The 25534-nt window shown below is 50.6% G+C and carries 26 protein-coding genes; 13 read left to right on the forward strand and 13 right to left on the reverse strand.

Annotation, left to right across the window (positions count from 1 at the left end; translation table 11 throughout):
- Positions 1-90: 90 nt before the first annotated feature.
- Positions 91-957, reverse strand: coding sequence for an SDR family oxidoreductase (locus tag H70357_RS32845; RefSeq protein ID WP_038597919.1), 867 nt, complete (start codon positions 955-957; stop codon positions 91-93).
- Positions 958-1227: 270 nt separating this feature from the next.
- Between H70357_RS32845 and H70357_RS32850 the strand changes: the two genes are divergently transcribed.
- Positions 1228-1776: a hypothetical protein gene (locus tag H70357_RS32850; protein ID WP_038597921.1), complete on the forward strand. Its 549-nt coding sequence runs from the start codon at positions 1228-1230 to the stop codon at positions 1774-1776.
- A gap of 69 nt (positions 1777-1845) precedes the next feature.
- On the opposite strand, the gene H70357_RS32855 is transcribed toward H70357_RS32850, so the two are convergent.
- Positions 1846-2433, reverse strand: a complete 588-nt coding sequence (locus H70357_RS32855; RefSeq protein WP_038597923.1) for an NAD(P)H-dependent oxidoreductase — start codon at positions 2431-2433, stop codon at positions 1846-1848.
- A gap of 120 nt (positions 2434-2553) precedes the next feature.
- On the opposite strand from H70357_RS32855, the gene H70357_RS32860 reads away from it, so the two are divergent.
- Together H70357_RS32860 and H70357_RS32865 are read left to right on the forward strand one after the other, a co-directional pair.
- A complete protein-coding gene (locus H70357_RS32860) occupies positions 2554-2982 on the forward strand; it encodes a MarR family winged helix-turn-helix transcriptional regulator (RefSeq protein WP_038597925.1) in 429 nt (142 codons plus the stop codon).
- A gap of 95 nt (positions 2983-3077) precedes the next feature.
- Positions 3078-4124 (forward strand): stalk domain-containing protein, encoded by a 1047-nt coding sequence (locus tag H70357_RS32865; protein ID WP_038597927.1) that lies wholly within the window; start codon positions 3078-3080, stop codon positions 4122-4124.
- Positions 4125-4275: 151 nt separating this feature from the next.
- Here H70357_RS32865 and H70357_RS36170 read toward each other — a convergent pair whose 3' ends face one another.
- Entirely contained in the window at positions 4276-4425 is a 150-nt protein-coding gene (locus H70357_RS36170; RefSeq protein WP_156130976.1) for a hypothetical protein, read from the reverse strand.
- A gap of 446 nt (positions 4426-4871) precedes the next feature.
- Here H70357_RS36170 and H70357_RS32870 point away from each other — a divergent pair, with 446 nt between their 5' ends.
- Positions 4872-6080: a MerR family transcriptional regulator gene (locus tag H70357_RS32870; RefSeq protein WP_038597929.1), complete on the forward strand. Its 1209-nt coding sequence runs from the start codon at positions 4872-4874 to the stop codon at positions 6078-6080.
- A gap of 39 nt (positions 6081-6119) precedes the next feature.
- Positions 6120-7082 (forward strand): GDP-mannose pyrophosphatase NudK, encoded by a 963-nt coding sequence (gene nudK / locus H70357_RS32875; RefSeq protein WP_038597931.1) that lies wholly within the window; start codon positions 6120-6122, stop codon positions 7080-7082.
- Positions 7083-7101: 19 nt separating this feature from the next.
- Here the strand turns inward: nudK and H70357_RS32880 are convergent, their stop codons facing one another.
- A complete protein-coding gene (locus H70357_RS32880; RefSeq protein ID WP_038597933.1) occupies positions 7102-7920 on the reverse strand; it encodes a methyl-accepting chemotaxis protein in 819 nt (272 codons plus the stop codon).
- A gap of 254 nt (positions 7921-8174) precedes the next feature.
- Between H70357_RS32880 and H70357_RS36175 the strand changes: the two genes are divergently transcribed.
- Positions 8175-8339 (forward strand): hypothetical protein, encoded by a 165-nt coding sequence (locus H70357_RS36175; RefSeq protein ID WP_156130977.1) that lies wholly within the window; start codon positions 8175-8177, stop codon positions 8337-8339.
- Between the two features lie 78 nt (positions 8340-8417).
- Here the strand turns inward: H70357_RS36175 and H70357_RS32885 are convergent, their stop codons facing one another.
- Positions 8418-9176, reverse strand: a complete 759-nt coding sequence (locus H70357_RS32885) for a MerR family transcriptional regulator (protein WP_038597935.1) — start codon at positions 9174-9176, stop codon at positions 8418-8420.
- 225 nt (positions 9177-9401) lie between these two features.
- On the opposite strand from H70357_RS32885, the gene H70357_RS32890 reads away from it, so the two are divergent.
- Together H70357_RS32890 and H70357_RS32895 are read left to right on the forward strand one after the other, a co-directional pair.
- Positions 9402-10259: an alpha/beta fold hydrolase gene (locus H70357_RS32890; protein WP_038597937.1), complete on the forward strand. Its 858-nt coding sequence runs from the start codon at positions 9402-9404 to the stop codon at positions 10257-10259.
- Between the two features lie 101 nt (positions 10260-10360).
- Positions 10361-11257 carry a diacylglycerol/lipid kinase family protein gene (locus tag H70357_RS32895; RefSeq protein ID WP_038597938.1) on the forward strand — a complete coding sequence of 299 codons (897 nt, stop codon included), beginning with the start codon at positions 10361-10363 and terminating at the stop codon, positions 11255-11257.
- 33 nt (positions 11258-11290) lie between these two features.
- On the opposite strand, the gene H70357_RS32900 is transcribed toward H70357_RS32895, so the two are convergent.
- Positions 11291-11833 (reverse strand): hypothetical protein, encoded by a 543-nt coding sequence (locus H70357_RS32900; protein WP_038597939.1) that lies wholly within the window; start codon positions 11831-11833, stop codon positions 11291-11293.
- 96 nt (positions 11834-11929) lie between these two features.
- Here H70357_RS32900 and H70357_RS32905 point away from each other — a divergent pair, with 96 nt between their 5' ends.
- On the forward strand, positions 11930-12844 hold the full coding sequence (locus tag H70357_RS32905) for a phosphatidate cytidylyltransferase (protein WP_038601130.1): 915 nt from the start codon (positions 11930-11932) through the stop codon (positions 12842-12844).
- A gap of 68 nt (positions 12845-12912) precedes the next feature.
- Here H70357_RS32905 and H70357_RS32910 read toward each other — a convergent pair whose 3' ends face one another.
- Genes H70357_RS32910 through H70357_RS32920 form a run of 3 tightly spaced genes read right to left on the reverse strand, consistent with a single transcriptional unit; the run spans position 12913 to position 16511 of the window.
- The gene (locus H70357_RS32910) at positions 12913-15069 is read right to left on the reverse strand and encodes a carbohydrate-binding domain-containing protein (RefSeq protein ID WP_038601133.1); all 2157 of its coding nucleotides are present in this window, start codon (positions 15067-15069) and stop codon (positions 12913-12915) included.
- Between the two features lie 22 nt (positions 15070-15091).
- Positions 15092-15775, reverse strand: a complete 684-nt coding sequence (locus tag H70357_RS32915) for a DUF4956 domain-containing protein (protein WP_038597940.1) — start codon at positions 15773-15775, stop codon at positions 15092-15094.
- Positions 15768-16511: a polyphosphate polymerase domain-containing protein gene (locus tag H70357_RS32920; RefSeq protein ID WP_038597941.1), complete on the reverse strand. Its 744-nt coding sequence runs from the start codon at positions 16509-16511 to the stop codon at positions 15768-15770. Before H70357_RS32920 ends, H70357_RS32915 begins: the two co-directional genes overlap by 8 nt.
- 254 nt (positions 16512-16765) lie before the next feature.
- Between H70357_RS32920 and H70357_RS32925 the strand changes: the two genes are divergently transcribed.
- The 4 genes from H70357_RS32925 (at position 16766) to H70357_RS32940 (ending at position 20453) form a co-directional block, all read left to right on the forward strand.
- Positions 16766-17443: a response regulator transcription factor gene (locus tag H70357_RS32925; RefSeq protein WP_038597943.1), complete on the forward strand. Its 678-nt coding sequence runs from the start codon at positions 16766-16768 to the stop codon at positions 17441-17443.
- Positions 17443-18732, forward strand: a complete 1290-nt coding sequence (locus tag H70357_RS32930; protein WP_038597945.1) for a sensor histidine kinase — start codon at positions 17443-17445, stop codon at positions 18730-18732. The genes H70357_RS32925 and H70357_RS32930 overlap by 1 nt, the downstream gene beginning before the upstream one ends.
- A 69-nt stretch (positions 18733-18801) precedes the next feature.
- Positions 18802-19473, forward strand: a complete 672-nt coding sequence (locus tag H70357_RS32935; protein ID WP_038597947.1) for a response regulator transcription factor — start codon at positions 18802-18804, stop codon at positions 19471-19473.
- Positions 19470-20453, forward strand: a complete 984-nt coding sequence (locus H70357_RS32940; protein ID WP_038597949.1) for a sensor histidine kinase — start codon at positions 19470-19472, stop codon at positions 20451-20453. The genes H70357_RS32935 and H70357_RS32940 overlap by 4 nt, the downstream gene beginning before the upstream one ends.
- 142 nt (positions 20454-20595) lie before the next feature.
- On the opposite strand, the gene H70357_RS32945 is transcribed toward H70357_RS32940, so the two are convergent.
- From H70357_RS32945 to H70357_RS32960, 4 genes are all read right to left on the reverse strand, one after another.
- Positions 20596-20958: a hypothetical protein gene (locus tag H70357_RS32945; RefSeq protein WP_081966053.1), complete on the reverse strand. Its 363-nt coding sequence runs from the start codon at positions 20956-20958 to the stop codon at positions 20596-20598.
- Between the two features lie 44 nt (positions 20959-21002).
- Complete coding sequence (locus tag H70357_RS32950; protein ID WP_197073638.1) at positions 21003-22454, reverse strand: serine hydrolase domain-containing protein; 1452 nt, start codon at positions 22452-22454, stop codon at positions 21003-21005.
- Between the two features lie 139 nt (positions 22455-22593).
- The gene (locus H70357_RS32955; protein ID WP_038597955.1) at positions 22594-24558 is read right to left on the reverse strand and encodes an ABC transporter permease; all 1965 of its coding nucleotides are present in this window, start codon (positions 24556-24558) and stop codon (positions 22594-22596) included.
- Positions 24555-25301 (reverse strand): ABC transporter ATP-binding protein, encoded by a 747-nt coding sequence (locus H70357_RS32960; protein WP_038597957.1) that lies wholly within the window; start codon positions 25299-25301, stop codon positions 24555-24557. Before H70357_RS32960 ends, H70357_RS32955 begins: the two co-directional genes overlap by 4 nt.
- Positions 25302-25534: the final 233 nt, after the last annotated feature.

Consider the following 25534-nt stretch of genomic DNA (forward strand, 5'->3'; position numbering starts at 1 on the left):
CTCTTAATAAAAACTCTCTTCTCTCTTGGCCTTTACTTTCTAGAACGGCGGGCAAGAAACTACCCTGGCGTTCTGAACCCTTAAATGGTCTTACGCCTTCGCACCGTTCAACATTTCACTTACGCCTTCGCTAAGCGTCGTGAGCGGACGCTGCAGCAGCTTCCCGAAATCATCACTCTCGATGTCCAAAGCACCTTCGCGGATCGCGGCTTGAATCGCGACCACAATCGGGAGCGCTGCTTCCGGCACGCCCGCTCCGGCCATAACGCTGGAGTAGGTGGCATCATCCACCTGCTGCACAGCAACGTCCTTGCCCAGCACGCTGCCGACTGTTGCAGCCAGCTCTGCCTGGGTTGCCGGCTTGCCGGACAATTCGTACACGGCGTTCTCTGTACCTTCGCCAGCCAGAACGACGGCTGCTGCCTCTGCATAGTCGCGGCGGGTAGCCCAGCCAACCTTGCCTTCGCCAGCCGAAGTCAGCCAAGGGGCTCCGGCTTGAACGGCCTGAATGGAGCCGATCTCATTCTCCAGATACCAGTTGTTGCGCAGGAAGGCATAAGGAATGCCTGACTCAATAATGAATTGTTCCGTTGCACGGTGCACCGGAGCAAGGAACAGGGTACTGTTGTCGGCATGGCCAACGCTGGTGTACACGATGTAGCCTACACCTGCCCGCACAGCGGCATCAACTGCTGCCTTGTGCTGGCGGATCCGGGTATCATTATCTCCGTCTGCTGATACGATCAGCAGACGGTCCACACCGGCAAACGCCGCATCCAGTGTCTCCGGCTGATCGAAATCACCATGACGGACGTCGACTCCACGGGCCCGCAGGCTCTCAGCCTTCTCCGGGTTTCTTACACTGGCTACAAGCTTCTCAGCCGGTACGGATTTCAGCAAGGTTTCTGCTACGATAGAACCAAATTGTCCTGTTGCTCCTGTTAATGCGATTGTCATGTCAATTCCTCCATTTGGATATATTTATTTGAATGCCGTATTGTATTTCATGCTGTGTTGAGGTTTCGTTGATCCTGTAACTATTGTAGTTACATGTAGACGAAATGTCAAATATATTGTTTCCCGCCTTTATTATTTTCAAAAAAAAGCGAACTACTCCGCTTTTACAGCGTCTGTATAAATAAATACTGAAGCTCATGCTTCCGAAGTGAGTTTTGTACAAAGTCGATTCAAGGATGTTATGCTCACAAAACTTTTAGGAGGTTATTCATGAACAAGCTGATTGTTTATTCGTTGGCTGGAATCTTAACAATTGGAATTATGGTATCTTGTGGTGATAAATCCGGCACAAATGCTGCATCGCAAGCGGTGAACGCTGGAACTGAGATTTCGGCATCCCCTCAGGCAACGGCTCAACCAACCGCACAAGCGACTGATCAACCCGCAACTACCCCTCAGCCCAGTCAGGGGGATTTTACTACAGGTGTATTTCTAGATTTAGATTCGATCGAAGATCCCTTATTTAACGAGGAGATTAAGAATCTATTGAATACAACATTGGAGGCCTTGGCTAATAAAAAGGAGGAGGCCTTCCGCAGCGTGTTCAAAGACAGTCAGTCCGCGGATGCATTTATGTATTTGTTCGGGAGAGATTATTATTTTGATACTATAGGTACCGTTGATCAAGATAAAGAAGGAAGAGTAATCGTAGAAATTAGAGGAAAAGTCAAAGACAGCGGTGAAATAAAAGAGCCTAATTCGTTCTACTACTTCATGAAGGACGCAGACAATCACTGGAGTTTGCGGGCGATTGATTAACCGCCCGGCTCCCGCGCCCGCCAAATGACCGGCGGGCACGGGGAGTGATCTTTCAGAACGGAGAGCCGCTTATGCACTGACCGTTTTGAAATAGCGGTACACCTGCTGAAGCTTCTTCGCGTGCTTGCCCCGCGGGCTCTCCATGCTGCCGAACTCGAAGAATTTCACCTTGCGGATACCCACGTAGTTAAACAGCGCTTTACGCATCAGGGCTTTGTGCGAATTATTCAGCCACAGCAGCGGATAATGCGCCGGACCTTTCATGCTGGATACACATACCACCGATTTCCCCTTCAGCAGCCCTTCCGGCAGAAGCCCGCCCTTATCCTTGTACGCAAATCCCGAAGCAAACATCTGATCAATATAGCCCATTAACATTGCCGGAGGCCGTCCCCACCAGATCGGGTAGACCAGCACGATTTGGTCCGCCCAGATCAGCTGTTCCCTGTACTTCGCCAATGCCGGATCACTATGCATATCCCTCCTGCGTTTGTGCTCATTAAAGACCAGCACCGGGTCAAAACCCTCCTCATATAAATCCAACACCTTAATTTCCTTGATCTTGCCATTCTCCTTGCTCCCCCGGATCACTTCCTGCAAAAAAGCATAACTGAGGCTCTTGTGATTCGGATGTGTATAGATAACCAGTGTGTTCATATGCGCTGCCCCTTTACTTATCATTTGATAACAAAAGAGTAACATATCCCGAATTTAGTTGTCAAATGATAATTGTTTTTTGATAATTATTTTGCTATGGTGTCATGTAGAGGTGATCCTATGGACCAGAATAATTTATTCCAGAAATTCGTGACTTTCACCACCGCTGTCCATCAAATAACAAGCGATATTTCCAAAGACGTGAAATCCGAGGCGCTAACGCCTGTTCAGTATAAAATTCTTGAATACATTGCCGTCAGCCAGCCCGTCACGCTCAGCGAAATCAGCGAATGCATGCATATGTCCATGCCCAACACGAGCCGTGAGCTGAAGAAATTAAGCGAAAAACATCTATGTCACAAAATCACCGATCCCGCCGACCGGCGCAAGCAAGGCATCACCCTCTCTCCTGAAGGCGAAACCATGATGAACGAGGCCTTCCAGCACATCGCCGTCCGGTTTGCTGACCGCCTCGCACATGTTACAGCAGAGGAACGCAAAGAGATCGAGCACGCGCTCGATCTGCTGCAGGAGAAAGTATTTTATTGAGCGGAAGTTCCGTTACCAACATTTAACACAAAACCATTTCGGCTTGTCATCGTCCAACTGTATAGAATCAAATCTATCAGTAAGGTGATGAATACATGACGAAAAGCAAAACTGTACTATTCTCTTTATTGGGCCTGTCCCTCTTCTACTCGGCTTCTGCTCATGCAGACACAGTGACCCAGACGCAAATCACGCCGAAGAAGATCTCCATCTATTTGGACGACAGGCAGCTCCAAGCCGAGGTTCCGCCGGTCAGCCTACGTGGCGCTGTGCTGGTTCCAATGCGCGGACTGTTCGAAGAACAAGGGGCCAAGCTCAATTGGAATAACACGGCAAAGATCGTTACTGCCACCAAGGGTGACAAGAAGCTAACCTACCGCATCGGGGATACCACCGCCCAGTTGAACGGGCAATCGCTCCAGCTGGATGTTCCCGGTCAAATTACAGATGGCTACACTTTGATTCCACTGCGCTTCGTCAGCGAAGCACTCGGAAGCAGCGTAACATGGGAGCCGGTTACCCAGTCAGTGCGGATCTTTTCTCCAATAACCTATGAGACCTCCATCCTCTGGGGTGTCAACTTGCGGAGTGCCCCGGACGCCCAAAGCGGCTCCGTCCAGTCAGAAATGCTGCCTAGCGGTGCGAAGGTTCATGTGATCCGTGAGGTTAACGCTTTATGGCTGGAAGTGCGGACCGAAGACAACCAAAGAGGGTACATATCGGCGAAACCGAAATACAGCGATTATACCAGTGCTTCTCTGCTGGATAAGCAGGCCGATGCGCTGATATCCTACGGAAAGACCTATCTAGGCACCCCGTATGAATTCGGGGCTTCTCCGGATCAGACGAAAACCTTTGACTGCTCTTCGTTTGTGAAGCGATTATTCGGGGACACCCTGTCCATTGAGCTTCCGCGCGTATCCTACGACCAGGCCAAAGAGGGCAAGAAAGTCGGCATCGACTCCTTGCGCAAAGGTGATTTGCTGTTCTTCAGCGCACGCGGCCTCGATATCGGCCATGTGGCCATCTATGCCGGAAACAATCAGATTTTGCATACCTATTCCAAAGACCTGAATGTTCACGTTGAAGCCTTTGACGGCCAGTGGAGAAAACGGTTTGTGACTGCCCGCAGAATTCTATAGAACAATTTAACACCCCCTCCAAGGCGCATGAATTAGATCCTTACTGCGCCCTTTGAGGGGGTGTTGTCTTTTCGCCGTTGGCAGCACTAAGCGAACAAGATCACCCTATATAGATTGAACTGAAAAGTTTAGAGTAAAGGGTTAGTCGCAACTACGGTGAATATTTGGACTTCCGGCCGCTGTTGTCTTCCGATTCCTTGATTATGACCGCTGTTTGCGGTTGAAATCCGAAGACAAAGGCGGTCGCTATCGCTCCTACAGTTCCAAAATCCCCCTCCGTCGCTCCGCTCTCTTCCTTCAAGTTTCAAGTTCATTCTATATAACGGGTGAATAAGCTGGTTCACTTGAGAGATAACGGCAACGGGACCTCTATTATTATTTAATCCTCTGGCCCGCATACGGCCAATTCAAGTGCATCTTTACCTCTCATTCCGCTTTAGCAACTTGTAGCGGATGTAAGGTTACTTTTCGTGCAGTATTCCTCACAGTGTTCACCATAACGCGAGCAGAAAGACAACGCGCCTACGTATCACCAAGTTTATCTACAACCTTTCAGATTGCACAATTTATACAACAAAAAGCGCCTTTACAGAAGCTTTACAGCTGCTAAATCAAGACTGTGGGTGGCACCATTCCAGCCATTTTCTTCATTCCAAATGAATTTATCTCTTGCAGGTGACGTTGCGTCACCCGTTATACTTGAAGTAATGATTGTTATTCAGCCGCAAAGTTGAGGTGATAGACAGGATGCACAAAGGCTTAACCACCGGACAAATCTCCCGGATAACCGGCGTGACCGTCAGGGCGCTGCGGTATTATGACCGGATCGGACTGCTGAAGCCCTCCCATTTCGAAGGAGATACCCGCCTGTATAACGAGGAGGATATCGCCAGGCTCCAGAAGCTCTCGGTGCTTAAATTCATTGGGCTTTCCCTGGAAGAAATGAGCACCGTGATGGAGATCGGCAGCGGGAGTGATCTGCGCAGCGCTCTACAGCTCCAGAAGCAGCTTATCCGCCAGAAAATAGATCATATGGAGAGCGTGGTCCAGGCCATCGACGCCTCCATGGACTATATGGAGCAACAAGAGCAGGCAGCGGACTGGGAAGAGCTGGCCCGGATCATCCACATGATCCGCACAGAAAGGGATTGGGGCCGGCAGTATCAGAATGCCGCCCGGCTGCAGGCGCGAACCCGGCTGTATGATCAGTTCAGTACAAATCCGCAAGGGTGGCACAACTGGTTCTTTGAATACATGCTGGAGGCAACGCAGGAACTGCGTTCATCCTCTACCCGTCCTTTGCGGGTGCTGGATATCGGCTGCGGCGATGCGGCTCTTTGGGTTCGAAACCGGGAGCGGATTCCGCCCCGCTTGGAGATCACGCTTGCTGATGCCTCCCCGGGGATGCTGGAAGCTGCGCGCAGCGCACTTGGGGCGGCGGCTGGAAGATTTCAGTTCCGCCAGGCCGATGTAATGGCCATGCCTTTTGCGGATAACGAATTTCAGATCGTGATTGCCAATCACATGCTGTACCATGTGGAGCAATTGACGCCGGCATTCACGGAAATTTCCAGAGTGCTTAGCCCACGGGGAAGCTTCTTCGCCTCTACGATGAGCAGCCGGCACTTGCGGGAGATGGAAGAACTCGCCCGCGAATTCGATCCAGCCCTCCGGGTACTGGATGACACACTGGAACAATTCAACCTGGATAATGGCGCAGAGCTATTGCAGCCCTGGTTCCCGGCTGCACGGGTTGAACGTTATCCTGATTCTCTTGTTGTGACGGAAACCGGTCCGCTGATCAGCTATATGACCTCTACACCCATGAATGCGGGCAAGGTGCTGAAGGGTGAGACACTGGAACAATTTATGGCTTTTGTAGAGCGTAAGATGGCGGACCAGGGAAGCCTGGTCATTTCCAAGGATATGGGCGTGTTTACATGTCGCAAACTATGACGTAGCGGCTGGATCCAACAAAAAAAGGAGGCTTTACCTATGAACCCTAACGTGCGAATCAAGCAAATTGACCTGCTATCTGACAACTGGTATACATTGAAGAAATACACCCTGGATTATCGGAGCGGCGACGGGACCTGGGAAGAGCAGCAGCGCGAGGCTTATGACCGTGGCAACGGCGCAGCCATTCTGCTCTACAACCGCAAGAAGCAGACGGTTGTCCTGACCCGGCAATTCCGTCTGCCTACCTATATTAACGGTAATACATCCGGCATGCTGATCGAAGCCTGCGCCGGACTGCTGGATCAGGACAGCCCGGAAGAATGCATCCAGCGCGAAGCCGAGGAGGAGACCGGCTACCGCCTGTCGGAGGTGCACAGTATCGGCGGAGTGTATATGTCGCCGGGCTCGGTAACGGAGATGCTGCATTTATTCGTCGCGGAATATTCCGACGAGATGAAGACAGGGCGGGGCGGCGGACTGGATGAGGAACAGGAGAACATCGAAGTGCTGGAGCTTCCGTTTGACAAAGCGATGGAGCTGGTGGAGAGCGGTGAGATCAGGGATGCCAAGACCATTCTTTTGCTGCAGCATGCGAAGCTTCACCGGCTGGTCGAACCGGAGGAGCCGAAACCTCTGCACATCCTCATTGCCGGTCCCTATCGCTCGGGAACCGGAGACGATCCGGCATTAATTGCAGCTAATCTGCAAGCCATGAATGAAGCTGCCTTGCTGGTGTACAGGCTCGGCCATCTGCCGGTGCTGGGCGAGTGGTACGCATTGCCGCTGATGGAGGCGGCAGGCTCAACAGCCATCGGCGACGAGGTGTTCAATGAAATGTTCCACCCTTCCTCCGTGCGGCTGCTCAGCCATTGCGATGCCGTCCTGCGGATCGGCGGGCCTTCTCAAGGCGCTGATGAAATGGTGCGGATTGCCAAGGAGAGCGGGAAAAGAATCCTGTATGGGTTAGAGAATGCGAACACTTCCTTATGCCATATGTAAGATGCTGTCCCCCTAAAGCCTACAGTTTCTTGGCAAACTCATTCAGCTTCTCAGACATTCCCTGAATCTCATCAATAAACGCGGACATCTGCTCGGAGGACTCCGCCTGCTCCTGAATAATTGAGGCAATGCGTTCAATGGAAGTTCCCATTTGCGATGTTGCCTCTTTGAACGACAGCAATGTGTCTTGAATCCGTTTGGTAGAATTCACGGTTTCATTCGACAGCTTGCGGATTTCACCCGCGACAACACCGAATCCTCTGCCTTTATCTCCGGCATGGGCGGCTTCGATAGCCGCATTAATGCCGAGCAGGTTCGTCTGGCTGGCAACATTCTTGATAATGGAGACCACCTGATCAGTTTCGTTCACCTGCTCCCCGGTGCGGAGTGCAAGCCCCAGCAGCTTTTGGGTGAAACCCGCCAGCTCATTGGAACCTTCAGCTACCTCACCAAGCCTTGCGGCGGCCTGGGTGAGCGAGCTTGAGATTTGATCCGATATCTTTCTCAGCTCACTCTGACGCCTCAGCTGCACTGCTATCCCCCCGATGACCTGTCCCTCCCGGTCATGAAGCGGCGTAGCCGTCCCCGTGAACTCAAACCCGTAAAACTCCGCAGGCACCTCGGCTCTCAGCGGGATATTGCTCTGAATGACCACAGTCAGCGGCTCTTCCGGATGCAAAGATTGCCCTACTTTAATATTCAGATTAATATCCTCCCCCGGCCAATAAGCAATAAATTTCTCCAGATCGCATATTGCGATAGACAGGTCCGCCGGAACGGCTGCTTTGAGCACCGGAATTAACGCTACAATATTCTCAAGTGAATCCACCTTATTCATTTTCTATGTCCCCCTAATTGCTGAACCCGGGCTCAATGCAAATACTGCTCCCAAGCTTTATTCATCCTTACTTTTAATATATCGAATTTTCATTAGTTTTTTTTTAATTATTCAGCTCTACCGATCCCAGTCATGTGTAAAAGAATGAAAGACATCATGCTTGATAAGCTGCTCCGGGTTTAAGAAAAAAAATAATGTGGTAATAATTGAGAGGCTGATTAGACCGTGAAATGATACGAGGAGGGACTACGAACATGAAAGAGACGAATTCATCAGGCGCTCTTCCTGATAATGAATTACACCCGTCCGGCCTTGCTGCACAAGCGGTAGATGCCATCGAGGATCTGTCCGGCGTCCATCCCGGTTACCGCCGCACCGCCTATGCTGATTCCCATCAGAGACGCAGCAGGGAATTATAAATCTGTGCCCTCCACAACAAAGCACAAAGAAGCGTCAGAGACACCCTTTGGGGCTTCGGCGCTTCTATTTATTATTCCTTAATGATCTTTAGTGTAAGTTGGCCTGTTCAGTGTAAGCGAAACCTCGCTCCCGTCCATGAATCCGGCCTCTACACATAACTCCACCAGTTTATGCACTCCGTTAAATTGCTGACGGTTGCGCCGGTCAATTTTGACCATTGCTTCCACTGTAACCTCCTTCAGCTTCTCCACACTGTTCTGCTCCAGGGCTTGCACCAGCTCTTTCATCTTATCCAAATAATACACCGTGGTTCTAAGCGTTCGAATCAGCATGATTTGCCTTGCGTGTACCGGAGTGTACAGGCGGTAGCCGTTCTCCGGATTTCTCTCCGGGGACAGCAGCCCTTCCTTCTCCCAGTGCCGGATGGCGGAGGTCTGCACATTCGTGATAGCCGCCACTTCTCCGATGCTCATCTTATGCTTCATTCCTTTGCCCATAACCGGATGGAGTCCGGGGTCCTGCAGCAAAGCAAGCGTTCTGCCCGCGGTGACTTTCTCTTCCTGCAAACGGGCCTGCTCGGCGCTTACCAGCCATAAGGCAGTGTCCAGCTCCCCTTTCTGAATATGCCGAAGCACCTCATAGGTCAGCGGGTAGCCAAAGCCGGGAACCATGGACCGAAGACAACGGAAATACGCCATATGCAGCCCGGTGTACAACCGGTATCCGTTAGGAGCCCGTTCCGGTGGCGGAACCACGCCCCAAGCCTCGTAATGTCTTAATGCACTGGTGCTGATGCCAAGCGCCTTGGCGATTTCAGCCGGTTTGTATATAACCATCTGCCGTTCACCTCTCTGCATACCTGATGATTGTAACAGTAGCAAAACTGCCCCGTGATGGCAAACCTTCAATCATAACCTTAAAGTGCTCTGATAGCCTTCGGGAATAATTTAACCTCTGGGGGCAAGGGTCCTTCAGCTAAAGCTTCTCTCTTGCATCAATGTTGTATATTGGTTGGTGTAATAGATTATGCAGTAACAAATAGCGGAAATGGAGGGCTGATCATGCTTACAGCAAAATTGCATGATGGAAGTGAAATCGAGGTCATAATTACGGGCGACGGACCGAACCTGCTGCTGCCGGTTAATCCGTATCCTGTTATAGGTCCCCAGGCAGCGGAAATGCTCAAATGGGGGGCTGATCCGGCACTGGGACGTTCACTGATCGACGCGCTCAGCGGTAAATACCGGGTTATTGCCTTTGACTATGAAGGGCATGTCCAGAGCAAGCCGAAGCCGGATACGCTGACACCCGCCAACATTGCCAAGGACTTTCTGTCCATTGCCGATGCTGCGCAAGCGCCCCAATTCGCCTATTACGGCTACTCTTGGCTGGCGCTTAGCGGACTGCAGCTGGCTCTTCGTACAGACCGCATTACCGCGCTTGTCATGGGAGGATTCCCTCCCATCGGCGGACCCTACAAGGAGATGCTCCGGGTAACGATGGCTGCGCATGAGCTGTCTCAAGCCTCACATCAACATCCGGCCCCTTCGCCGGACAGCCAGAGTGAAACCAGGGACGACTTCGACTGGTACACAGTGGAAGTCACCCTGAACGAAGCACAGACGCGGCAGTTCGTCACGTTGTATGAGGCGCTGCAGCCATTCGATGACCATGCCGCGCAAACCGCGCTCAACTGTCCCCGGATGTGTTTTGCCGGGGCTGCCGATACTATTGATTATGATGAACGCTGGGGAGGTGTGAGGGTCGACATCGCCGGGCCTTTTCTCCGGCAGCGCGAAGAGCTCGAAGCGCTGGGCTGGAAGGTCTTGGTGCTGCCAGAGCTCGACCATACCGGGGCCATGCAGGCGTCACACGTCCTGCCCATCCTGATTCCCTGGCTTAACTCCAAGCTGCTGTAGCCATGCGGAAATAAATGATTTGAGCGTAGGATCAAAGCCGGTATTTTCGGGTAAAGGTATGCAACGAATCCTATATCAGCTGGACAGAAAGGATGTTGTGCATGCAGCAGGCTATGATTATCATTAATCCCTCCTCCGGCAAGGAGGACGCGCTCGAATATATTAGTCAGGCAGAAGAGATTCTACAGAATAACGGATACATGGTTACGGTCAATGAGACGGCAAAAGAAGGCGACGCCACCCGCTTCTGCATTACTGCATGCCGGGAAGGTTATGAGCTGGTCGTTTCCATCGGCGGCGACGGCACGCTCCATGAAGTCATTAACGGGCTGATTGATCAGGAGCACCGCCCGCGGCTGGGTATAGTTCCGCTTGGAACGGTCAATGATTTTGCCCGCGCTTTGCAGGTTCCCCTGGATCCCGGACAGGCCATCGCTGCACTCACATCCTCAAGGATTCAACCAGTCGATGCCGGCCGCCTAAATGACCGGTTATTCGGAAACGTCGTCGCCGCCGGTTCACTCGCCGAAACGCTGTCAGGCGTATCGTCAGATGATAAATCGAGGCTGGGAGCCTTTGCCTATTTCAAGGAAGGCTTCAAAGAGCTTGCCGGAAGCGGCAACCCGGCTCATTCCTTGACCATCCAGTATGATGGCGGGATATGGGAAGGCGAATCTCCGCTGTTCGTCGCCGCTCTTACCAACTCTGTAGGCGGATTCGAAAAGCTTGCGCCGGGTGCGCAAGTTGACGATGGCCTGCTTCACTGCTTTATCATCAAAGACCTCAATATCTTCAATACGCTTACAGTCAGCATCTCTTTGCTGCTGGGCAACCTGAAGGATCATAAGGATGTCATTTATTTCACGGCCAGCCATGTCACCGTAAGCTCACCCGCCCCCGTCCGGACCAATGTGGATGGCGAAGAGGGCCCGGCTCTGCCGATCCGGTTAAGCACCCTTCCCCGTTATGTTCAGGTAATCGTGCCTGAAGAGGAGTAGCGGGCACTCCCAGGGGAATACCCTATCCCCTCCTCATACTCCAGGCTTATACTGGTTTAATTTCCCTTCGTAAATCAACTGCAGCCGGTCGCTCTGCCGAAAATCATCGGGCGTAACGAGCGCTGGCAGCTTGTTCCATAGCTTGATGCCGGAACGGTCCAGAATTTCCGCAACAAATTGTGAGCAAAAATAAGAGTTGCTGAATTCGACCGGCTCCTTCAGTGCGATACCGATAACACCGAGGATGTTATATAGATACTTCTGCTGGCTGCGGATAAAGATGTGCAGCACACGTTTCATTTTCTCCACCTCGCGGTCCGTGACCTGAAGCTCGTAGATGACGCATGTTGTATTCGGATATTTGCTGAATGTGCCTGTCTGAACATCCTCCTTCACAAATCCGCCGTTCAGAGGATTGCTTGGATGCTTTCTCCCGAAGCTGTACATTTCCGAAAGCCCGCGGTCAAAAGCGATCGAGGCGTGATTATACGGCGCTTTCGTGTAGCCTTGAATGAGCTTCGTAAATAACGTGCCGGTATTCGTAAGCAGGATAAAGACCGATTGATTACCTGTCATTTACAAAATTTCCCCTTATCAAGTTTGGAAGTTTCCTTCATAATAACATATGATTCCTTTAATGGAATCCTACCCTGCGACAAGTTGGTGATAGCTATAGACCGCTCCTTATTAACATTAGTGCTAATTTTCGCTGCCCTTTCGGCCATCCATTTAATTTATGTTGTAGTGAGCAGACTCCAAAAGAACAAGGACTATACCGGCATCGGCTTTCGCATCAAAACCTGGTGGGGCATGCTCCTTATCTTTTGCCTGGCCACCTTGTTCAATCCGGTTGTCTCGCTGCTGTCGCTGATGGCGCTCACTTTCTTCGCCCTAAAGGAATATTTCTCGATGATCCGGACCCGAAAAGCCGACCGCCGGCTGTTCCTCTGGGCGTACCTGGCGATTCCTTTGCAGTTCTATTGGATTTATATTGAGTGGTACGGGATGTTTATCGTCTTCATTCCCGTGTATGTATTTCTGCTCCTGCCGCTCCCGCGGCTGATCAACAAAGGCACGCTCGGCTTTCTGCGCAGCGTCAGCTCCACCCAATGGGGACTTATGCTGATGGTGTTCGGGCTTAGCCATCTGGCCTACTTTCAATTTGCCACCCCGGAATACGGAGCCGGACTCGTCCTGTTCCTGGTCGTATTAACCCAGCTCAATGATGTCATTCATTATCTGGCCTCGATCTATTTCGGCAAACATAAGGTGGTTCCGACCGCCAACCCCAACCTGACCTGGGAAGGGTTCATCTGCGCATTTGTGGTAACAACAGGGGTATCCTATCTGATCTATCCCTACCTGACGCCGCTTAACCCGACCTTCGGACTTTTGTCCGGCATGCTGATCAGTCTCAGCGGTTACTTCGGCAGCTTAACGGTTTCCGTGCTGAAACGGGATTTGCTGATCGGAGATGATGACAAGTTCGACGCGCTCAAAAAAAGCTATTTAAGCCGGGTCGACAGCCTGACTTACACCTCGCCGGTCTTCTTCCATGTCATCCGTTATTTCTTCGATTTCATGTAGGAGAAACAGCAAGCAGCACGCCCCCGCTGACCGGAGACGTGCTGCTTTCTGCATTGTACTACCTTCTTTTACTGCTGAACTTCGCCCTCAGCTCCGGTCGGTGGACTACCTCCGCCGCCAAATCCGCCTTCAGGTCTCGTTCCGCCGCCGCCTCGGCCGCCACCCATGCCGCCGCCCATACCGCTCGTGGCAGTGGTTACTCCGGATTCATTCAACCAGGTTACGCTGCTGGAGATGTCGAAGGATACCACTTCGGTACCACCGCTATAAGCGCCGTCGTTGTACAGGCCATCCACTGCCGTACCTGTCGAGCTTCCGCCGGTGGAGAGGGTATACGACCCGCCTTCTTTAAGATCCGGCGAGCTGATGACTACTGATCTGTAGCTCTTCGATGGAGCGAACGTAGCAATCGTATTGCCGTCGCTGTCCTGCAGATGAACCAGTTGTCCAGCCTCCTGCGAATCCGTGAACGTCATGGCGATCGAGTATTGGCTGGATGCATCACTTGGAGCCTGAAGCATACCCGCACTTCCCGCTACTACCAGATATCCGCCAGTGATCTCGAAGGTTCCGTCATAATCCAAAGTGCCATTGCCATCAGCAGTTGGACCATTGGTGATCACAGTACCGCCCGTCATCACGACCGATCCGTTCGAATCCAATCCGTCCCCTGCAGCATCAACGGTTAATGTGCCTCCGCTAATCGTGAGCAGGTTGTTGCCGGAGCTGGTGAACTGGTCCTGTCTCTGTGTTCCTTCTGCAGAATTATCATCATTGCCTCCGGCAACATTCACACCGTCATCGGACGCAGTCACATCAATCTCACCGCCTGAAATGGTGATATTCGCACCTTCAATTCCTTCATAGCTCTTTGTAATATTAACCGTTCCACCCGACAGGCTTGTCAGGCTATCCGCATGAATACCGTCATCGCCTGCAGCAATCTGGAGTTCTCCATCTGTGATGGAGACATTGCTGTTGCTGTGCACCGCATCATCGGCGGAATCAATCGTGAAGCTTCCGCCGTTCACCGTAAGATCTCCTCCGGCTTTCAGCCCTTTAGCGCTCGTGGATTCGGTTTCTGTTGCAGTTGCCGTATCAGCAGATGCTGCTGTCGTGTCACTCGTTGCAGTCGTCGCAGCGGTTCCAGCGGTTGCGGCAGGTTCGGCTGCCTGATCTGCCGGTGCCTGACCCGAACCCGTACCGTCTGCAGGAGCCTGAGTACCTCTCATACCCCGGCCGCCGCCCATTCCCATGCCTCCTCCTTGGTCGCCCGTCTTCACTTCGGCGTTAGCATTGCCGCCGCCGGTCAGAAGGTTAAATGTCCCTCCATCAGCAACCAGCGTTGTCTCGGCCTGGATTCCGTCGTTGCCGGCCACAATATCAAACGTTCCGGCCGTAATGGCAATGAATCCTTTGTCAGCATCCTCATCGTTGGTCGATTTGATCCCGTCTCCCTCGGCATTGATAGTCATTGTGCCGTCTTGAATAGCGATCAGATCTTTGCCGACAATCCCGTCATCGGCTGCCTGCACTTCAATCGTGCCCGACACAATCTTCAGGTCATCCTTGCTGGTGATTCCGTCCTTGTAGCTGGCGGTAACCGACAGCTTGCCTGTTCCGTTAATCGTCAGGTCTGCCTTGCTGAAGATAGCCGCACTTGGCTCATCGGTAGTATCATCAGCCAAGATATAGGTGATGCCGTCGGTAATCTTGTTGTCCGTACCTTCCTGCAGGGTCATAATGACCTTGCCTGCTTCCTTAATGTAGACCGGTGCGCTGCTGCTGTTGTGAAGCGTAGCGCCGTTCAGCACCAGATGAACACTTCCTTTATCCTGAACATCAATAATGATCTGCCCTTCATTCAGCGTTCCGCTGACAACATAAGTACCTGCCGCTGTAATCGTTACTACTCCCCCGGAGGCTGCTGCGCCGGAACCGCTAACGGTTGCGCCCGTTTCATTCAGCGCTATCGCGGTGGAGCTGTCCGCGCTCCATGCTATAGCGGTATCTTCTTCGTCAAAGGTAACCAGATCCGCTGCCTTGACACTTGCCAGCTGTACACTGGAAGCCGTTGTGCTCTGCGCGGATGCCGTCGTTACGGCTGCTGTTGTTGCAGTGGTCGAGGCCGATTGTGTTGCGGAACTGGCTGCGCCGCAAGCTGACATTACAGCAGCGAGCAACAGCACCAGCCCTACTTTACTTCCCATGATAAATTTATTCATATCAATCAATCCCTTCATTCTTCTAGTATTCTGTGAGAGTCGGGCTCATCGTCAGTGACAGATCCAGGTTGCCGTTGCGGCAGCGGATCGCATCCAGCAGTTCCTTCTGGCTCGTGTGCTCATCAATCGTCACGGCGTAGACCAGTTCATATAAGCTGCCAAGCTCAGTGGTGCGGATCTTTTTCAGTTCATAAGCGACATTGAATTTGGCAAAAACCTCTGCGAAAGCCTCCTCGTAACCCAGGTTCTCGGGAATGGTCACTTTCAGCGTTTTTTGCATTGTTTTTCTCACACCAAAACCTGTGCGGTTCAGGATAAACATAATAATGCAGAGAATAATGGTAAATAGTGCAGCGTAACCGAATGCGCCTACGCCGCAGGCAAGGCCGGAGGCCATGGTGAACAGGACAAAGGTGATATCCTTAGGATCACCCGGCGCACTTCGGAAGCGGATGATCGAGAACGCCCCGGCCAAGCTGAAGGCTCTGGCGACATTGCTGCCGATCAGCAGGATGATGATGGCCACAATGACCGGCAGCAGCACCATCGTGAGTGTAAAGCTTTGCGAATATCCCGTCGGGCTTGTTTTCATATAGGTCAGACTAATAATCGCGCCCAGGGCGATAGCGGTCAGGATGGTTAGAATAGCGTTTGTGAACGTTAATTCTGTACTCGTCAGAGCCGCCGAAAAGAGGTTATCAAGCATACAGGACACTCTCACTTTCTGTTTTACTGTTTCTCAGCATTTTTTTATATTCATTGCCGTATTTGGAGAAGCTCGTGCGGTACATTTGGTGCTCAGAGAGCATTTTGGAGAGCCAGACCGGGATCGTTTTTTCCGCCTTCACTTCCATCAGACATTGACCCGGTTCCATCAGCGGTTCGCCGTGAGTGCCATGCTCCATCTTGAGATCGTACCGCCGGCTGCGGATATTCGTATCGAACGTGATGCGGAGATCGCGGTTATTTTTGCAGAACATCGCTTTGCGGTCATAGGACAGATACACCATAGGCTGCAGATCATATCGTGTCAGGAAGTATTTGATTTCCTCAATAACCTGCTTGTTCATATAATCCTTGTATTCCGGTTCAACTCCTGTGCGGACAAAATCATATGCCTCGTGCAGTGTCAGCGAAGTTCTTCTTTTGTTGACCAGGCCGAACACCTTTTTCTTAATCTCCAGATACACCTTCGTCTCTCCATTGGGTATCCCGTAAGCTCTTAACCTAAGCTTCTCCTTGTATTTCGGTTTAGCCAGGCTGTTGCGGATCAGCGTATGGTGCGCCGTGTCATAATACAGATTGGTGATGGAGTAATATTCATGCTGCTTGTTGTAATCGTCAGGCTCCATATATTGAAGCAATTCATTGTAAAGGTGGAGGTAGGCTTCATTGTCGAACAAATACTTGTTCTCATATCGGTTAAAAACTTCGATCGCCATGGGGTTCAGATCCTTTCTTATTCGAGTATTTCGTGTGTCCCGCTTGCTTATGAATGTATCTTAGTCCCCGAACCTTTAGTGAAGCTTAAATGGTTTTACACAGGTTTAATTTTTTTACACAGGCCTAACAAAAGGGCACATAGCGGCGCTTGCTATATATGAAGAAAGAGATTCCATTAAGGTTCGCTAAAGGTAATCTTGTTATAATGGCGTAAGCAGCAAGCACACAATTTATGCAGAGGATGTTTAACCCTATGAGAATATTAATAGTAGAAGACGAGGTGCATCTGGCGGAAGCCGTCACGCAAATCTTGAAGAAACATAATTATTCGGTAGACGCCGTGCATGACGGCAGATCGGGACTTGATTACGCATTAAGCGGGATCTATGATTTGCTGCTGCTCGACATCATGATGCCGGAGATAGATGGAATCAGTGTGCTGAGGGCCCTCCGGAATAAGGAAGTGGCTACACCTGTCATTTTTCTGACCGCCAAAGGCGAAATTACAGATATGGTAACTGGGCTCGATTATGGGGCTGATGACTACATCGCCAAACCTTTTTCATCAGAGGAATTGCTGGCCCGGATACGGGCGGTGCTGCGGCGCAAAGGCGAGGTTCTGCCGGATGATGCGCTGAAGTTCGGGGATTTGGAGCTGAATACGACCAATCTGCGGCTTACGGTGAACGGCAAGGAAATGAAGCTGAACCTCAAGGAAAGCGAGCTGCTGGAGCTGCTGATCATACGGAAACAATCCGTAACCTCCAAGGAGCAGATTATTGAGAAGCTGTGGGGATTCGATTCCGAGGCGGAGCATAACAATGTGGAGGTCTATATCTCTTTTCTGCGCAAAAAGCTCACGTTCCTGGGTTCGGCTATACGCATCAGCACAATCCGGAACGTCGGCTATGTATTAGAGGTGAATACCTGATGTTCAAAAAGCTCAGAAACCGGTTCCTGATCGTCAATCTGGTCACTATCTCCGTGATGATGCTTGCCGCCTTCGCCGCCATCTACATCATTTCCTACCTGGATGTGCAGGCTAAGAATGAAATGGAGCTGCACCGGAGTGTAGAGTTGTACCAGAAACGGAAGGGCAACAATTCTGACGGGCCGCGGGATAACGGCACTGTCACCGGAATGCCGCTGCCGGATGGCGGGGGCATGGGCAGCATGGGCGGCGGAAATCCCCCGCCGGAACGTTCCGTGTCCTTCATGATTGAAACGGATGATCAGTGGAACCAAACAGGGACGCCAAAATCACAATTCACCATGGAAGACGAGTTCTATCAGCAGGCGCTGCAGGAAGCGGTATCCACAGGCAAAAATACCGGGCGCTTCACCCTCGACGGCAGCGACTGGACCTTTGAGATTCAGCCAACCACTGACGGGCATATGCTGGTCTTCCTCGACATCACCGCCCGGCAGGAGATTCTGACCAATCTCAACTATACTTTTACTATCGTAGGCGTGGTCATGCTGATTATTCTCTATTTCACCAGCCGGTATTTTGCCAACCGCTCAATCCAGCCGGTCAAAGAAGCCTTTGATAAGCAGAAACAGTTCATCGCCGATGCCTCCCATGAGCTGAAGACACCGCTCGCCATCATTAGTACCAATACCGATGTGCTGCTCTCCAATGGGGAGGACACGATTGACCAGCAGTCGAAGTGGCTGCACTATATCAAGTCGGAAACAGAGCGGATGGCCAAGCTGACGAATGACTTGCTCTATTTAACGGAAATAGATGATTCGCGGACGGGCATGATCCATACCCCCTTTGATATCAGCGAAGCGGTCGAGAATATCATTCTGACGATGGAAGCTGTAATCTTCGAGAAGAACGTTGCTCTGGAGTATGATATTGAGCCTCATCTGACCGTTCAGGGCAACAGTGAGCAGATCAAGCAAGTGGTCATGATTCTGCTGGACAACGCTGTGAAATATACCGGCCCGAAAGGTGAGGTGAGCCTATCCTTGCGCAAACAGCATAATGATGTGGTGCTGGCCGTTACCAATACCGGCGAGGGCATCGCCCCGGAGCATCTCCCGCGGATCTTCGACCGGTTCTACCGCACCGATGCTTCCCGGGCACGCAAGCAAGGCGGGTACGGGCTTGGTCTTGCGATCGCGAAGTCGATCGTGGATCAGCACAAAGGGAAAATCTACGCCAAAAGTGTTGTCGGGGAGTCGGCTACGTTCTATGTGCAGCTGCCCTGAAAGACACACAAGGAGTGTAAACAAATGATATAATACCAGCATTAAATGTTTTGAGCTGGAGGAATCACATTGTTTCGAATCATGCTTGTGGAAGACGACGAGAAGATCAGAAGAATTGTAGCCGACACACTTCGCAAATGGAAATATGAGGTCATCGAGATATCATCCTTTGAACAGGTATTGGACGAGTTCACAGCAGGTCAGCCTCACCTGGTGCTGCTCGACGTAAACCTGCCGGTGTACGACGGGTTTTACTGGTGCCAGCAAATACGTTCTGTCTCCAAGGTGCCGATTATTTTCCTGTCCTCACGCAATCAGAATATGGATGTCATCATGGCCATTAATATGGGGGCGGATGACTTTGTGCAGAAGCCGTTCGACCTTGGCGTGCTTGTGGCGAAGGTGAGTGCGCTATTGCGACGCAATTACACCTACCAGGATGAGAGCCTGCAGATGGCTCACCGTCAGCTTATTTTTCATCTGTCCAACTCCTCCATCGAGTACGGGGGACAGACCGCAGAGCTGTCGCGGAATGAATTCATTATTCTGCAGACCATGATGAGAAATATCGGCAAAATCGTATCCCGGGACAGCTTGATGCAGGTGCTTTGGAGCGATGAGCAATTCATTGACGACAATACGCTAACCGTTAACGTAAATCGCCTGCGCCGCAAAATCGCGTTGCTGGGGCTGGAGGATTTCATCGTCACCCGCAAGGGAATGGGGTATATCATCGAATGAGCTTCTGGCGATTCCTGAAATATGAGAGACCGTATATTTTCCTGTACGGCGCCGCATTTCTTCTGACGGTTACCGTGTTTGCTGCCGATCCGCAAATTCCCTGGCGCTGGAAAACCTTCTTCTATGCGCTCGCGCTGGTCCTTTTATGCCTTGCTGTTTTTTTGCTTCACCGTTATATGAAGAATGTGCAGACCCTCCGCCGGATAGCCGATGAAGATACGGAGCCGCTGTCACTGGAGGCCGAGGTTTGCCGGGAAGCTATGGAACAGCTGCAAATTCAGCATATCCGCGCCATGAACGAAGTGCAGATGCAGCAGAAGGAGCATTATGATTTTATCGTTACCTGGTTTCACGAGGTGAAGACGCCCATCGCCGTGCTCCGGTTGATGCAGCAGACGGAGATCGATCACAACAGTCTGGAAGAAGAGTTATCACGGATTGAGCACTACGTCGACCAGGCGTTATATTATTCCAGGCTCGACACCTTCAACCAGGACTATGAAATCGTGAACTGCAATTTGGAGCTGCTAATCAAGGAAGCTGTCAAAGCCCACTCCAAGACGTTCATCTTCAAAAAAATCAAAATCCGGCTCGATGTACAATCCACGATGGTGCAAAGCGACTCCAAATGGCTGTCCTTCATTATCAACCAGCTGATCACGAACAGCCTGAAATATACCAGGGATCAAGGAGAAATATCCTTCGCTACCCGGGTTACCCAGCATGAGAAACTGCTTATTGTACGTGATAATGGCATCGGGATTGACCGCAAGGATCTGCCGCGGGTGTTCAACCGCGGATTCACTGGCACCAATGGACGCGCGTATACGAAATCAACAGGAATGGGGTTGTATTTGGCCCAGGAGCTATCCAAAAAACTGGGGCACTACATTTCCTGCGAATCCGAGGCAGGAAGCTTCACCGAATTCACCATCCACTTCCCGAAGAACCATGATCCTTATTTGAAAATACTGCAATAAGTGATCTCTACTATAAGTATATTTTCTGGCATAGAAGACAGCTTGTCTTGGAGTGAACAAATGAGGGTTGGAGCTAACAACGTCAGCATTTGTTGTACAATGTGCAGGATTTTTTTAATTTGGTGCTTGAATCATAACAAACTCAAGTGGAAACAGTGAACTTAAATCCCCCCTTCCCGTTTCCCAGCAAGCGATAGTTGGAAATAGGATATCTGCTCTCACTGATTCCACTTTTTCGGGTGAATGCCACTTCATTTTTCTGCAACTTCCACGCCCGATCCCGCTTTTTATCTTTTGATTCCGCAGTCTCTCCAAGCAGCGCCCGCGGGTTCAGAACACTTTTTGTTTTTTGTATTTGTTTTAACCAAAAATCTGGTGGAGCATAGCCGATGATTGAATAATCAAGTTCATAACCTTGAGGAATTGCTAATTGAATAAGCAACAACTTACTTAAACAACGCCGAGCAGCGATCCTCCAATAACCAAAGAATCGCTGCTGTCTCATTCTAAAAAAAACAACTTGAATAGAGGAGTTACACGTCAGACCGGTTATCCATGAATTTTGCCGGCGGTTCTTCCCTTCCGATTTAAACCTATGCTGCGTACGAACAACAACATTTTGACCGCACCGATGCATAGCGACAGAATACTCAGTACAAAGGCCAAATGTCCAATCCCCGGCAGAAACGAAAAGGCGACACTCCAAGTTGCAGCAGATCGGATCAGGACATATAAGACGGCAGCAGGCACCGCCAGATTAAAAATAAGCAGGCACAAGATGAAAAGAGTGATGCGTAGCGGGCTGAGCCGGAATCTTTTATTCCACCGGAATAGGTTGTATACCGACAAGCCCAGTAAAATAATGGCCGCCACGCCGGCAAGGTCAATGATCATGTTGGTTCTGATGACGCCGTCCGCTCCCTCCAGCGAAGGTTCCTTATGATGCAGAATGTCGCGGATACCCGATACAATCATGCCAAACTTTGAACCACGCACAAAATAATCATGGGCATTGATCAACACCACAATTCCTGTGTCTCCATCCAACAGCATATCGGAAGCGAAATTTTGGACAGCCCCGTTATGCCAGACAGCGCCATCGGATATCTGCCACCCCATTCCATAGTACCCGCCCGAAGGGTCAGGGACGGCGGGCTTATGCATTTGGGCGATGCTGTCAGCGCTTGCTACTACGCTACCCTCGAAGCGGCCTTTATTGATTTGCGCGATTAAGTAATTGGACATATCCTCAGCGGTGGAGATCAGAAAGCCGGAAGCAAGCATGGACGGATTATACGGCAGTTCTGTCGGCATCATAAAACCAAACACAGACTGATGTCCTGATGCCATCCCCTTTTTCTTCGCCTCCGTCTTAGAGGTGAAGCTGTTCTTCATCTCCAGCGGGTCATAAACATGTTTCTGAATATAGTCGGCATAGGACATGCCAGTGACAGCCTTAATAATTCCGCCTAATATGTCGTAGTTAAAGTTGGAGTATTGAAATTTGGAGCCAACGGGTTCGGTCAGCGATATGTTTTTGAGGTCTTCAATGAGCCGGTCGATCGTCGGAGTATTATTGGCAAACGCACGCCGCCCATCATGAGTAGAGAGACCGCTCGTCTGATTCAGCAGTTGTCTGACCGTGATTTGGCCGGAGGCTTCCTTGTCGGCCAGCTCAAATTGCGGCAAATACCGCCGCACCGGATCATCCAGTTCAATTTTCCCTTGTTGGACCAGTTGCATGATGGCCAGAGCAGTAAAGGATTTCGAGATCGATCCCAGAATAAAAGGCGTCTGCGGAGTTACCGGACGCTGGTCGGAACCCGCTACTCCGTATCCTTGCATGTAGACAGGCTGATCTCCTTTGACGATGCCGACAGCCACCCCGGGAATGTCCAGTCTGTCCATCATTGATTTTACAAACGCATCGATCTTCGCAGTATCCGGGGCAGTAAGTGCCGGATCTGCATACGCTGTATCCGATGGCCGAACTGTCATCATCACAGTTCCTCCAACCAGGACCAGTATGAACATTATAACTTGAAATTTTATGAATACGTTCTGTTTCATAATTGCTATACCTCTTCCTTCTCCAAATTTCAAATTCAATCTAAGTCCGTAAGCGATTGCCCTGGAGGAGTTACGGGTTTTCGTTGACAGTTTTATAATAGACATTCGTGGAAGAAGCGTAGAACAGTACGTAAATAAGGAAATATACGCCCATAATGCCCCACACGATTGCCGTATGTCCAGTAAAGGCCTGTACGGAATCCAGGATGTAATATTTGATAATAAACCAGCTATGCAGCACTCCGAGCGCGAGCGGCGGCAAAAAGACAAACAGCAGTTGCTTGCGGATCACGCTTTTCATTTGCCGGTCATCCACGCCCATTTTTCGCAGAATCGTATATTGCAGCCGCTCGTCCGTGGCTTCGCGCAATTGCTTGAAATAAATCACACTGGCAAGCGCGAAGATCGCAATCAGGGCCAAAAAGCCACTGGCGAACAGCATGAGCGATGAGCCTTCAATTTGCTTGGAGTACACGTCTGCGAACGCGGAGTAATAAGCGCCTGGCGTCTCCGTGACGATCGCATGCACCTGCTTCGACAGTTCTTCAGCCCGGTCAGCAGCAGCAATATCGTAGATTTCAAAAGACTTCTTATCCGCATGCTCCCGCAGGTTCTGATAGGCCTCGTCAGAAATCACGAGCACCGCAGGTATGATCAGCATGGATTTCACCGGATCTGACGACCAGCCAAGATAGGCATAGTCCTTCTTCTCTATAATCCGAAAGGTCGTTTCCACATTCGTCTTCACCGTAAATTCCGGCTCCTTGTTTGCGGCATAGAATTGCGAGAAGTCCGACCCACGGGCAAGGGTTACCGCTTCATCGCCTTGCAGATCTAGGATCTGCTTGGGGTCCCGTTTCTTCATCAGCCCGTTATAGGTTTGCTCGGATACAAGCAGCAGGGATGGAGTATAGTACTCGGGCTTCTCAAAGGCTGAACCCATGTCCGATACCGGATCAGCCACTATGGCCTCTTGCGTCAGGTGGTACCGGACCTCGTGGCCGGAGCTTCGAATCAGGCTGTCGATCTGGTTGTTTTTTTCAGAGGCCAGCGATTCAAACGCTATATCATTAGGCAGGTTTATCCCCGCAGCTTCGAACTGCACCTTATAGTTAATGGTCATGAAGCTCAACATCAGCATAATCGCCGCACTGAACAAGGAAATAAAGGTTAAGTTCAGCGTATTGCCTCTAATCTGAAAGCGCAGGGAAGAGGTCCATAGCATCGTGTTGCCTTCGTAATATTTTCTGCGGCGGCTTACCGCCTGTAGCAGCCAGCCGGCAAATTGACGAAAGAACAGGAAGGTGCCCGCGATAATGCCAATGGCCACGGCAATCATACTTACGGTCGCGTAGTCCTGCCAGAACACCGAACCTTTCCCGCTACTGATCAGAGCAAAGGCCATGCCCAGCAGAAGTACAGAAATCATAGCCATTGCAGTGGAAATGCGCACGGGCTTCTCCATCTTTTTCACTGCATGGAACAATTCCGTAAGCTGCACCCGGCTCAGCATCATGTGGCTCTGAATGCTAATAATTACAGCAAGCAATAAGAAAACACCGGCAGTAGAGGCAATCGACTGGATGGGGAATGTCAGTGAGATCACTTGATCGTAATGCATTAAATTCATCAGCAGCATCCCAAACAGCTTGGACAGCAAGCCGCCGGCCAATATCCCTGTGACCAGTGAGATCGCGCTCATGAACAGTGTTTCATAAAATACCATCCGTGTGATTTGCCGTTCGTTCAGGCCGTATAGCAGATACATGCCGAACTCTTTTTTGCGCTGCTTCATGAAGAAGGAATTGGCATAAAGAATAAAAAATATGATAAATAAAAACACAACGAGCGAAGCGATGCCCACACCCGTCTGGAAGTTGGCCCGGTTCTGCAGCGCATCCATAATATCTTCGTTGTACATCAGGGATGAGAAGGTGAATTGAATAATAACGCCGGTAATCATTGAGAACAGATAGATTGTATATAGACGGAAGTTGCATTTAACGTTTCGGACAGTAAGATCGAGCAGGCTCATCGCAGCTTGCCCCCCATCAAGCTTTGGGTCTCCAGAATCCGGTCATAGAATGCTTTTTGCGTCTGTTCACCTGTGTAGAGCTCGTTGACAATTCCCCCGTCTCGCAGAAAAATCACCCTTTTACAGTAGCTGGCCGCATAGGGATCATGAGTCACCATCATAATCGTTGTGCCGAACGTCTCATTCAGCCCCACGAGCTGCTCCAGCAGTTGTGTTGCGGACCGTGAATCCAGCGCTCCCGTTGGCTCATCTGCAAAAACAATGGACGGTTTAGTAATGATGGCCCGCGCTGAAGCTACCCGCTGCTTCTGTCCGCCTGATATCTCGCTCGGATATTTATGAAGGACTCCTTCAATATTAAGCGCCTGCACAATCGGCTGCAGCAGCCGTTCCATCTCTTCCACTTTCACTTTGCGCAAAGAGAGCGGCAGCAGAATATTTTCTTTGGCCGTCAATGTATCCAGAAGATTATAATCCTGAAAAATAAATCCCATGCGCTCCTGCCGGAATTGCCTCAGCGACTTTTTCTTGAGATTCAGCAGGGATTGCCCTTCCAGCCACACTTCGCCACCCGTGAACCGGTCAATCGTAGACAATACATTCATCAGCGTCGATTTCCCTGAGCCTGAAGGCCCCATGATCGCTGTAAGCTCTCCGGACTCAATGATCAAATCAATATTCTTAAGTACTGCTGCCGTTCCATAATTTTTCGATAGATTTTTGGTCTGAATGACAGTTTGTATTTCATTCTCCTCCCTTTCCTGTTTTTTATCTTAGCCGTGATGTGGACTTGCAACCATAGAAGCAGAATGAATCTGAGTGACATTTTTGTCACTCACAGACCGGATATGATTAAATGTCATTAACCATGCGGTAGGCGCGGGTATTTATTAAGAAGATTTCTCCTGCCTGTGATAAGGCAGAATGATGCATACAATCATCCATTTTCGATCAACCTACTGGTTAGCGTTCCTAT

This window comes from Paenibacillus sp. FSL H7-0357, assembly GCF_000758525.1.
GTDB lineage: Bacteria > Bacillota > Bacilli > Paenibacillales > Paenibacillaceae > Paenibacillus_AQ.

What these genes read in the sequence shown, in the direction of transcription:
- nudK (WP_038597931.1), top strand. Translation starts at nt 6,120, where the DNA reads ATGAACCCTAACGTGCGAATCAAGCAAATTGACCTGCTATCTGACAAC.
- H70357_RS32900 (WP_038597939.1), bottom strand. Translation starts at nt 11,833, where the DNA reads ATGACAGGTAATCAATCGGTCTTTATCCTGCTTACGAATACCGGCACG.
- H70357_RS32890 (WP_038597937.1), top strand. Translation starts at nt 9,402, where the DNA reads ATGCTTACAGCAAAATTGCATGATGGAAGTGAAATCGAGGTCATAATT.
- H70357_RS32855 (WP_038597923.1), bottom strand. Translation starts at nt 2,433, where the DNA reads ATGAACACACTGGTTATCTATACACATCCGAATCACAAGAGCCTCAGT.
- H70357_RS32885 (WP_038597935.1), bottom strand. Translation starts at nt 9,176, where the DNA reads ATGGTTATATACAAACCGGCTGAAATCGCCAAGGCGCTTGGCATCAGC.
- H70357_RS32955 (WP_038597955.1), bottom strand. Translation starts at nt 24,558, where the DNA reads ATGAGCCTGCTCGATCTTACTGTCCGAAACGTTAAATGCAACTTCCGT.
- H70357_RS32925 (WP_038597943.1), top strand. Translation starts at nt 16,766, where the DNA reads ATGAGAATATTAATAGTAGAAGACGAGGTGCATCTGGCGGAAGCCGTC.
- H70357_RS32920 (WP_038597941.1), bottom strand. Translation starts at nt 16,511, where the DNA reads ATGGCGATCGAAGTTTTTAACCGATATGAGAACAAGTATTTGTTCGAC.
- H70357_RS32930 (WP_038597945.1), top strand. Translation starts at nt 17,443, where the DNA reads ATGTTCAAAAAGCTCAGAAACCGGTTCCTGATCGTCAATCTGGTCACT.
- H70357_RS32940 (WP_038597949.1), top strand. Translation starts at nt 19,470, where the DNA reads ATGAGCTTCTGGCGATTCCTGAAATATGAGAGACCGTATATTTTCCTG.
- H70357_RS36175 (WP_156130977.1), top strand. Translation starts at nt 8,175, where the DNA reads ATGAAAGAGACGAATTCATCAGGCGCTCTTCCTGATAATGAATTACAC.
- H70357_RS32895 (WP_038597938.1), top strand. Translation starts at nt 10,361, where the DNA reads ATGCAGCAGGCTATGATTATCATTAATCCCTCCTCCGGCAAGGAGGAC.
- H70357_RS32910 (WP_038601133.1), bottom strand. Translation starts at nt 15,069, where the DNA reads ATGAATAAATTTATCATGGGAAGTAAAGTAGGGCTGGTGCTGTTGCTC.
- H70357_RS32850 (WP_038597921.1), top strand. Translation starts at nt 1,228, where the DNA reads ATGAACAAGCTGATTGTTTATTCGTTGGCTGGAATCTTAACAATTGGA.
- H70357_RS32860 (WP_038597925.1), top strand. Translation starts at nt 2,554, where the DNA reads ATGGACCAGAATAATTTATTCCAGAAATTCGTGACTTTCACCACCGCT.
- H70357_RS32865 (WP_038597927.1), top strand. Translation starts at nt 3,078, where the DNA reads ATGACGAAAAGCAAAACTGTACTATTCTCTTTATTGGGCCTGTCCCTC.
- H70357_RS32870 (WP_038597929.1), top strand. Translation starts at nt 4,872, where the DNA reads ATGCACAAAGGCTTAACCACCGGACAAATCTCCCGGATAACCGGCGTG.
- H70357_RS32880 (WP_038597933.1), bottom strand. Translation starts at nt 7,920, where the DNA reads ATGAATAAGGTGGATTCACTTGAGAATATTGTAGCGTTAATTCCGGTG.
- H70357_RS32845 (WP_038597919.1), bottom strand. Translation starts at nt 957, where the DNA reads ATGACAATCGCATTAACAGGAGCAACAGGACAATTTGGTTCTATCGTA.
- H70357_RS32945 (WP_081966053.1), bottom strand. Translation starts at nt 20,958, where the DNA reads ATGAGACAGCAGCGATTCTTTGGTTATTGGAGGATCGCTGCTCGGCGT.
- H70357_RS32915 (WP_038597940.1), bottom strand. Translation starts at nt 15,775, where the DNA reads ATGCTTGATAACCTCTTTTCGGCGGCTCTGACGAGTACAGAATTAACG.
- H70357_RS32950 (WP_197073638.1), bottom strand. Translation starts at nt 22,454, where the DNA reads ATGATGACAGTTCGGCCATCGGATACAGCGTATGCAGATCCGGCACTT.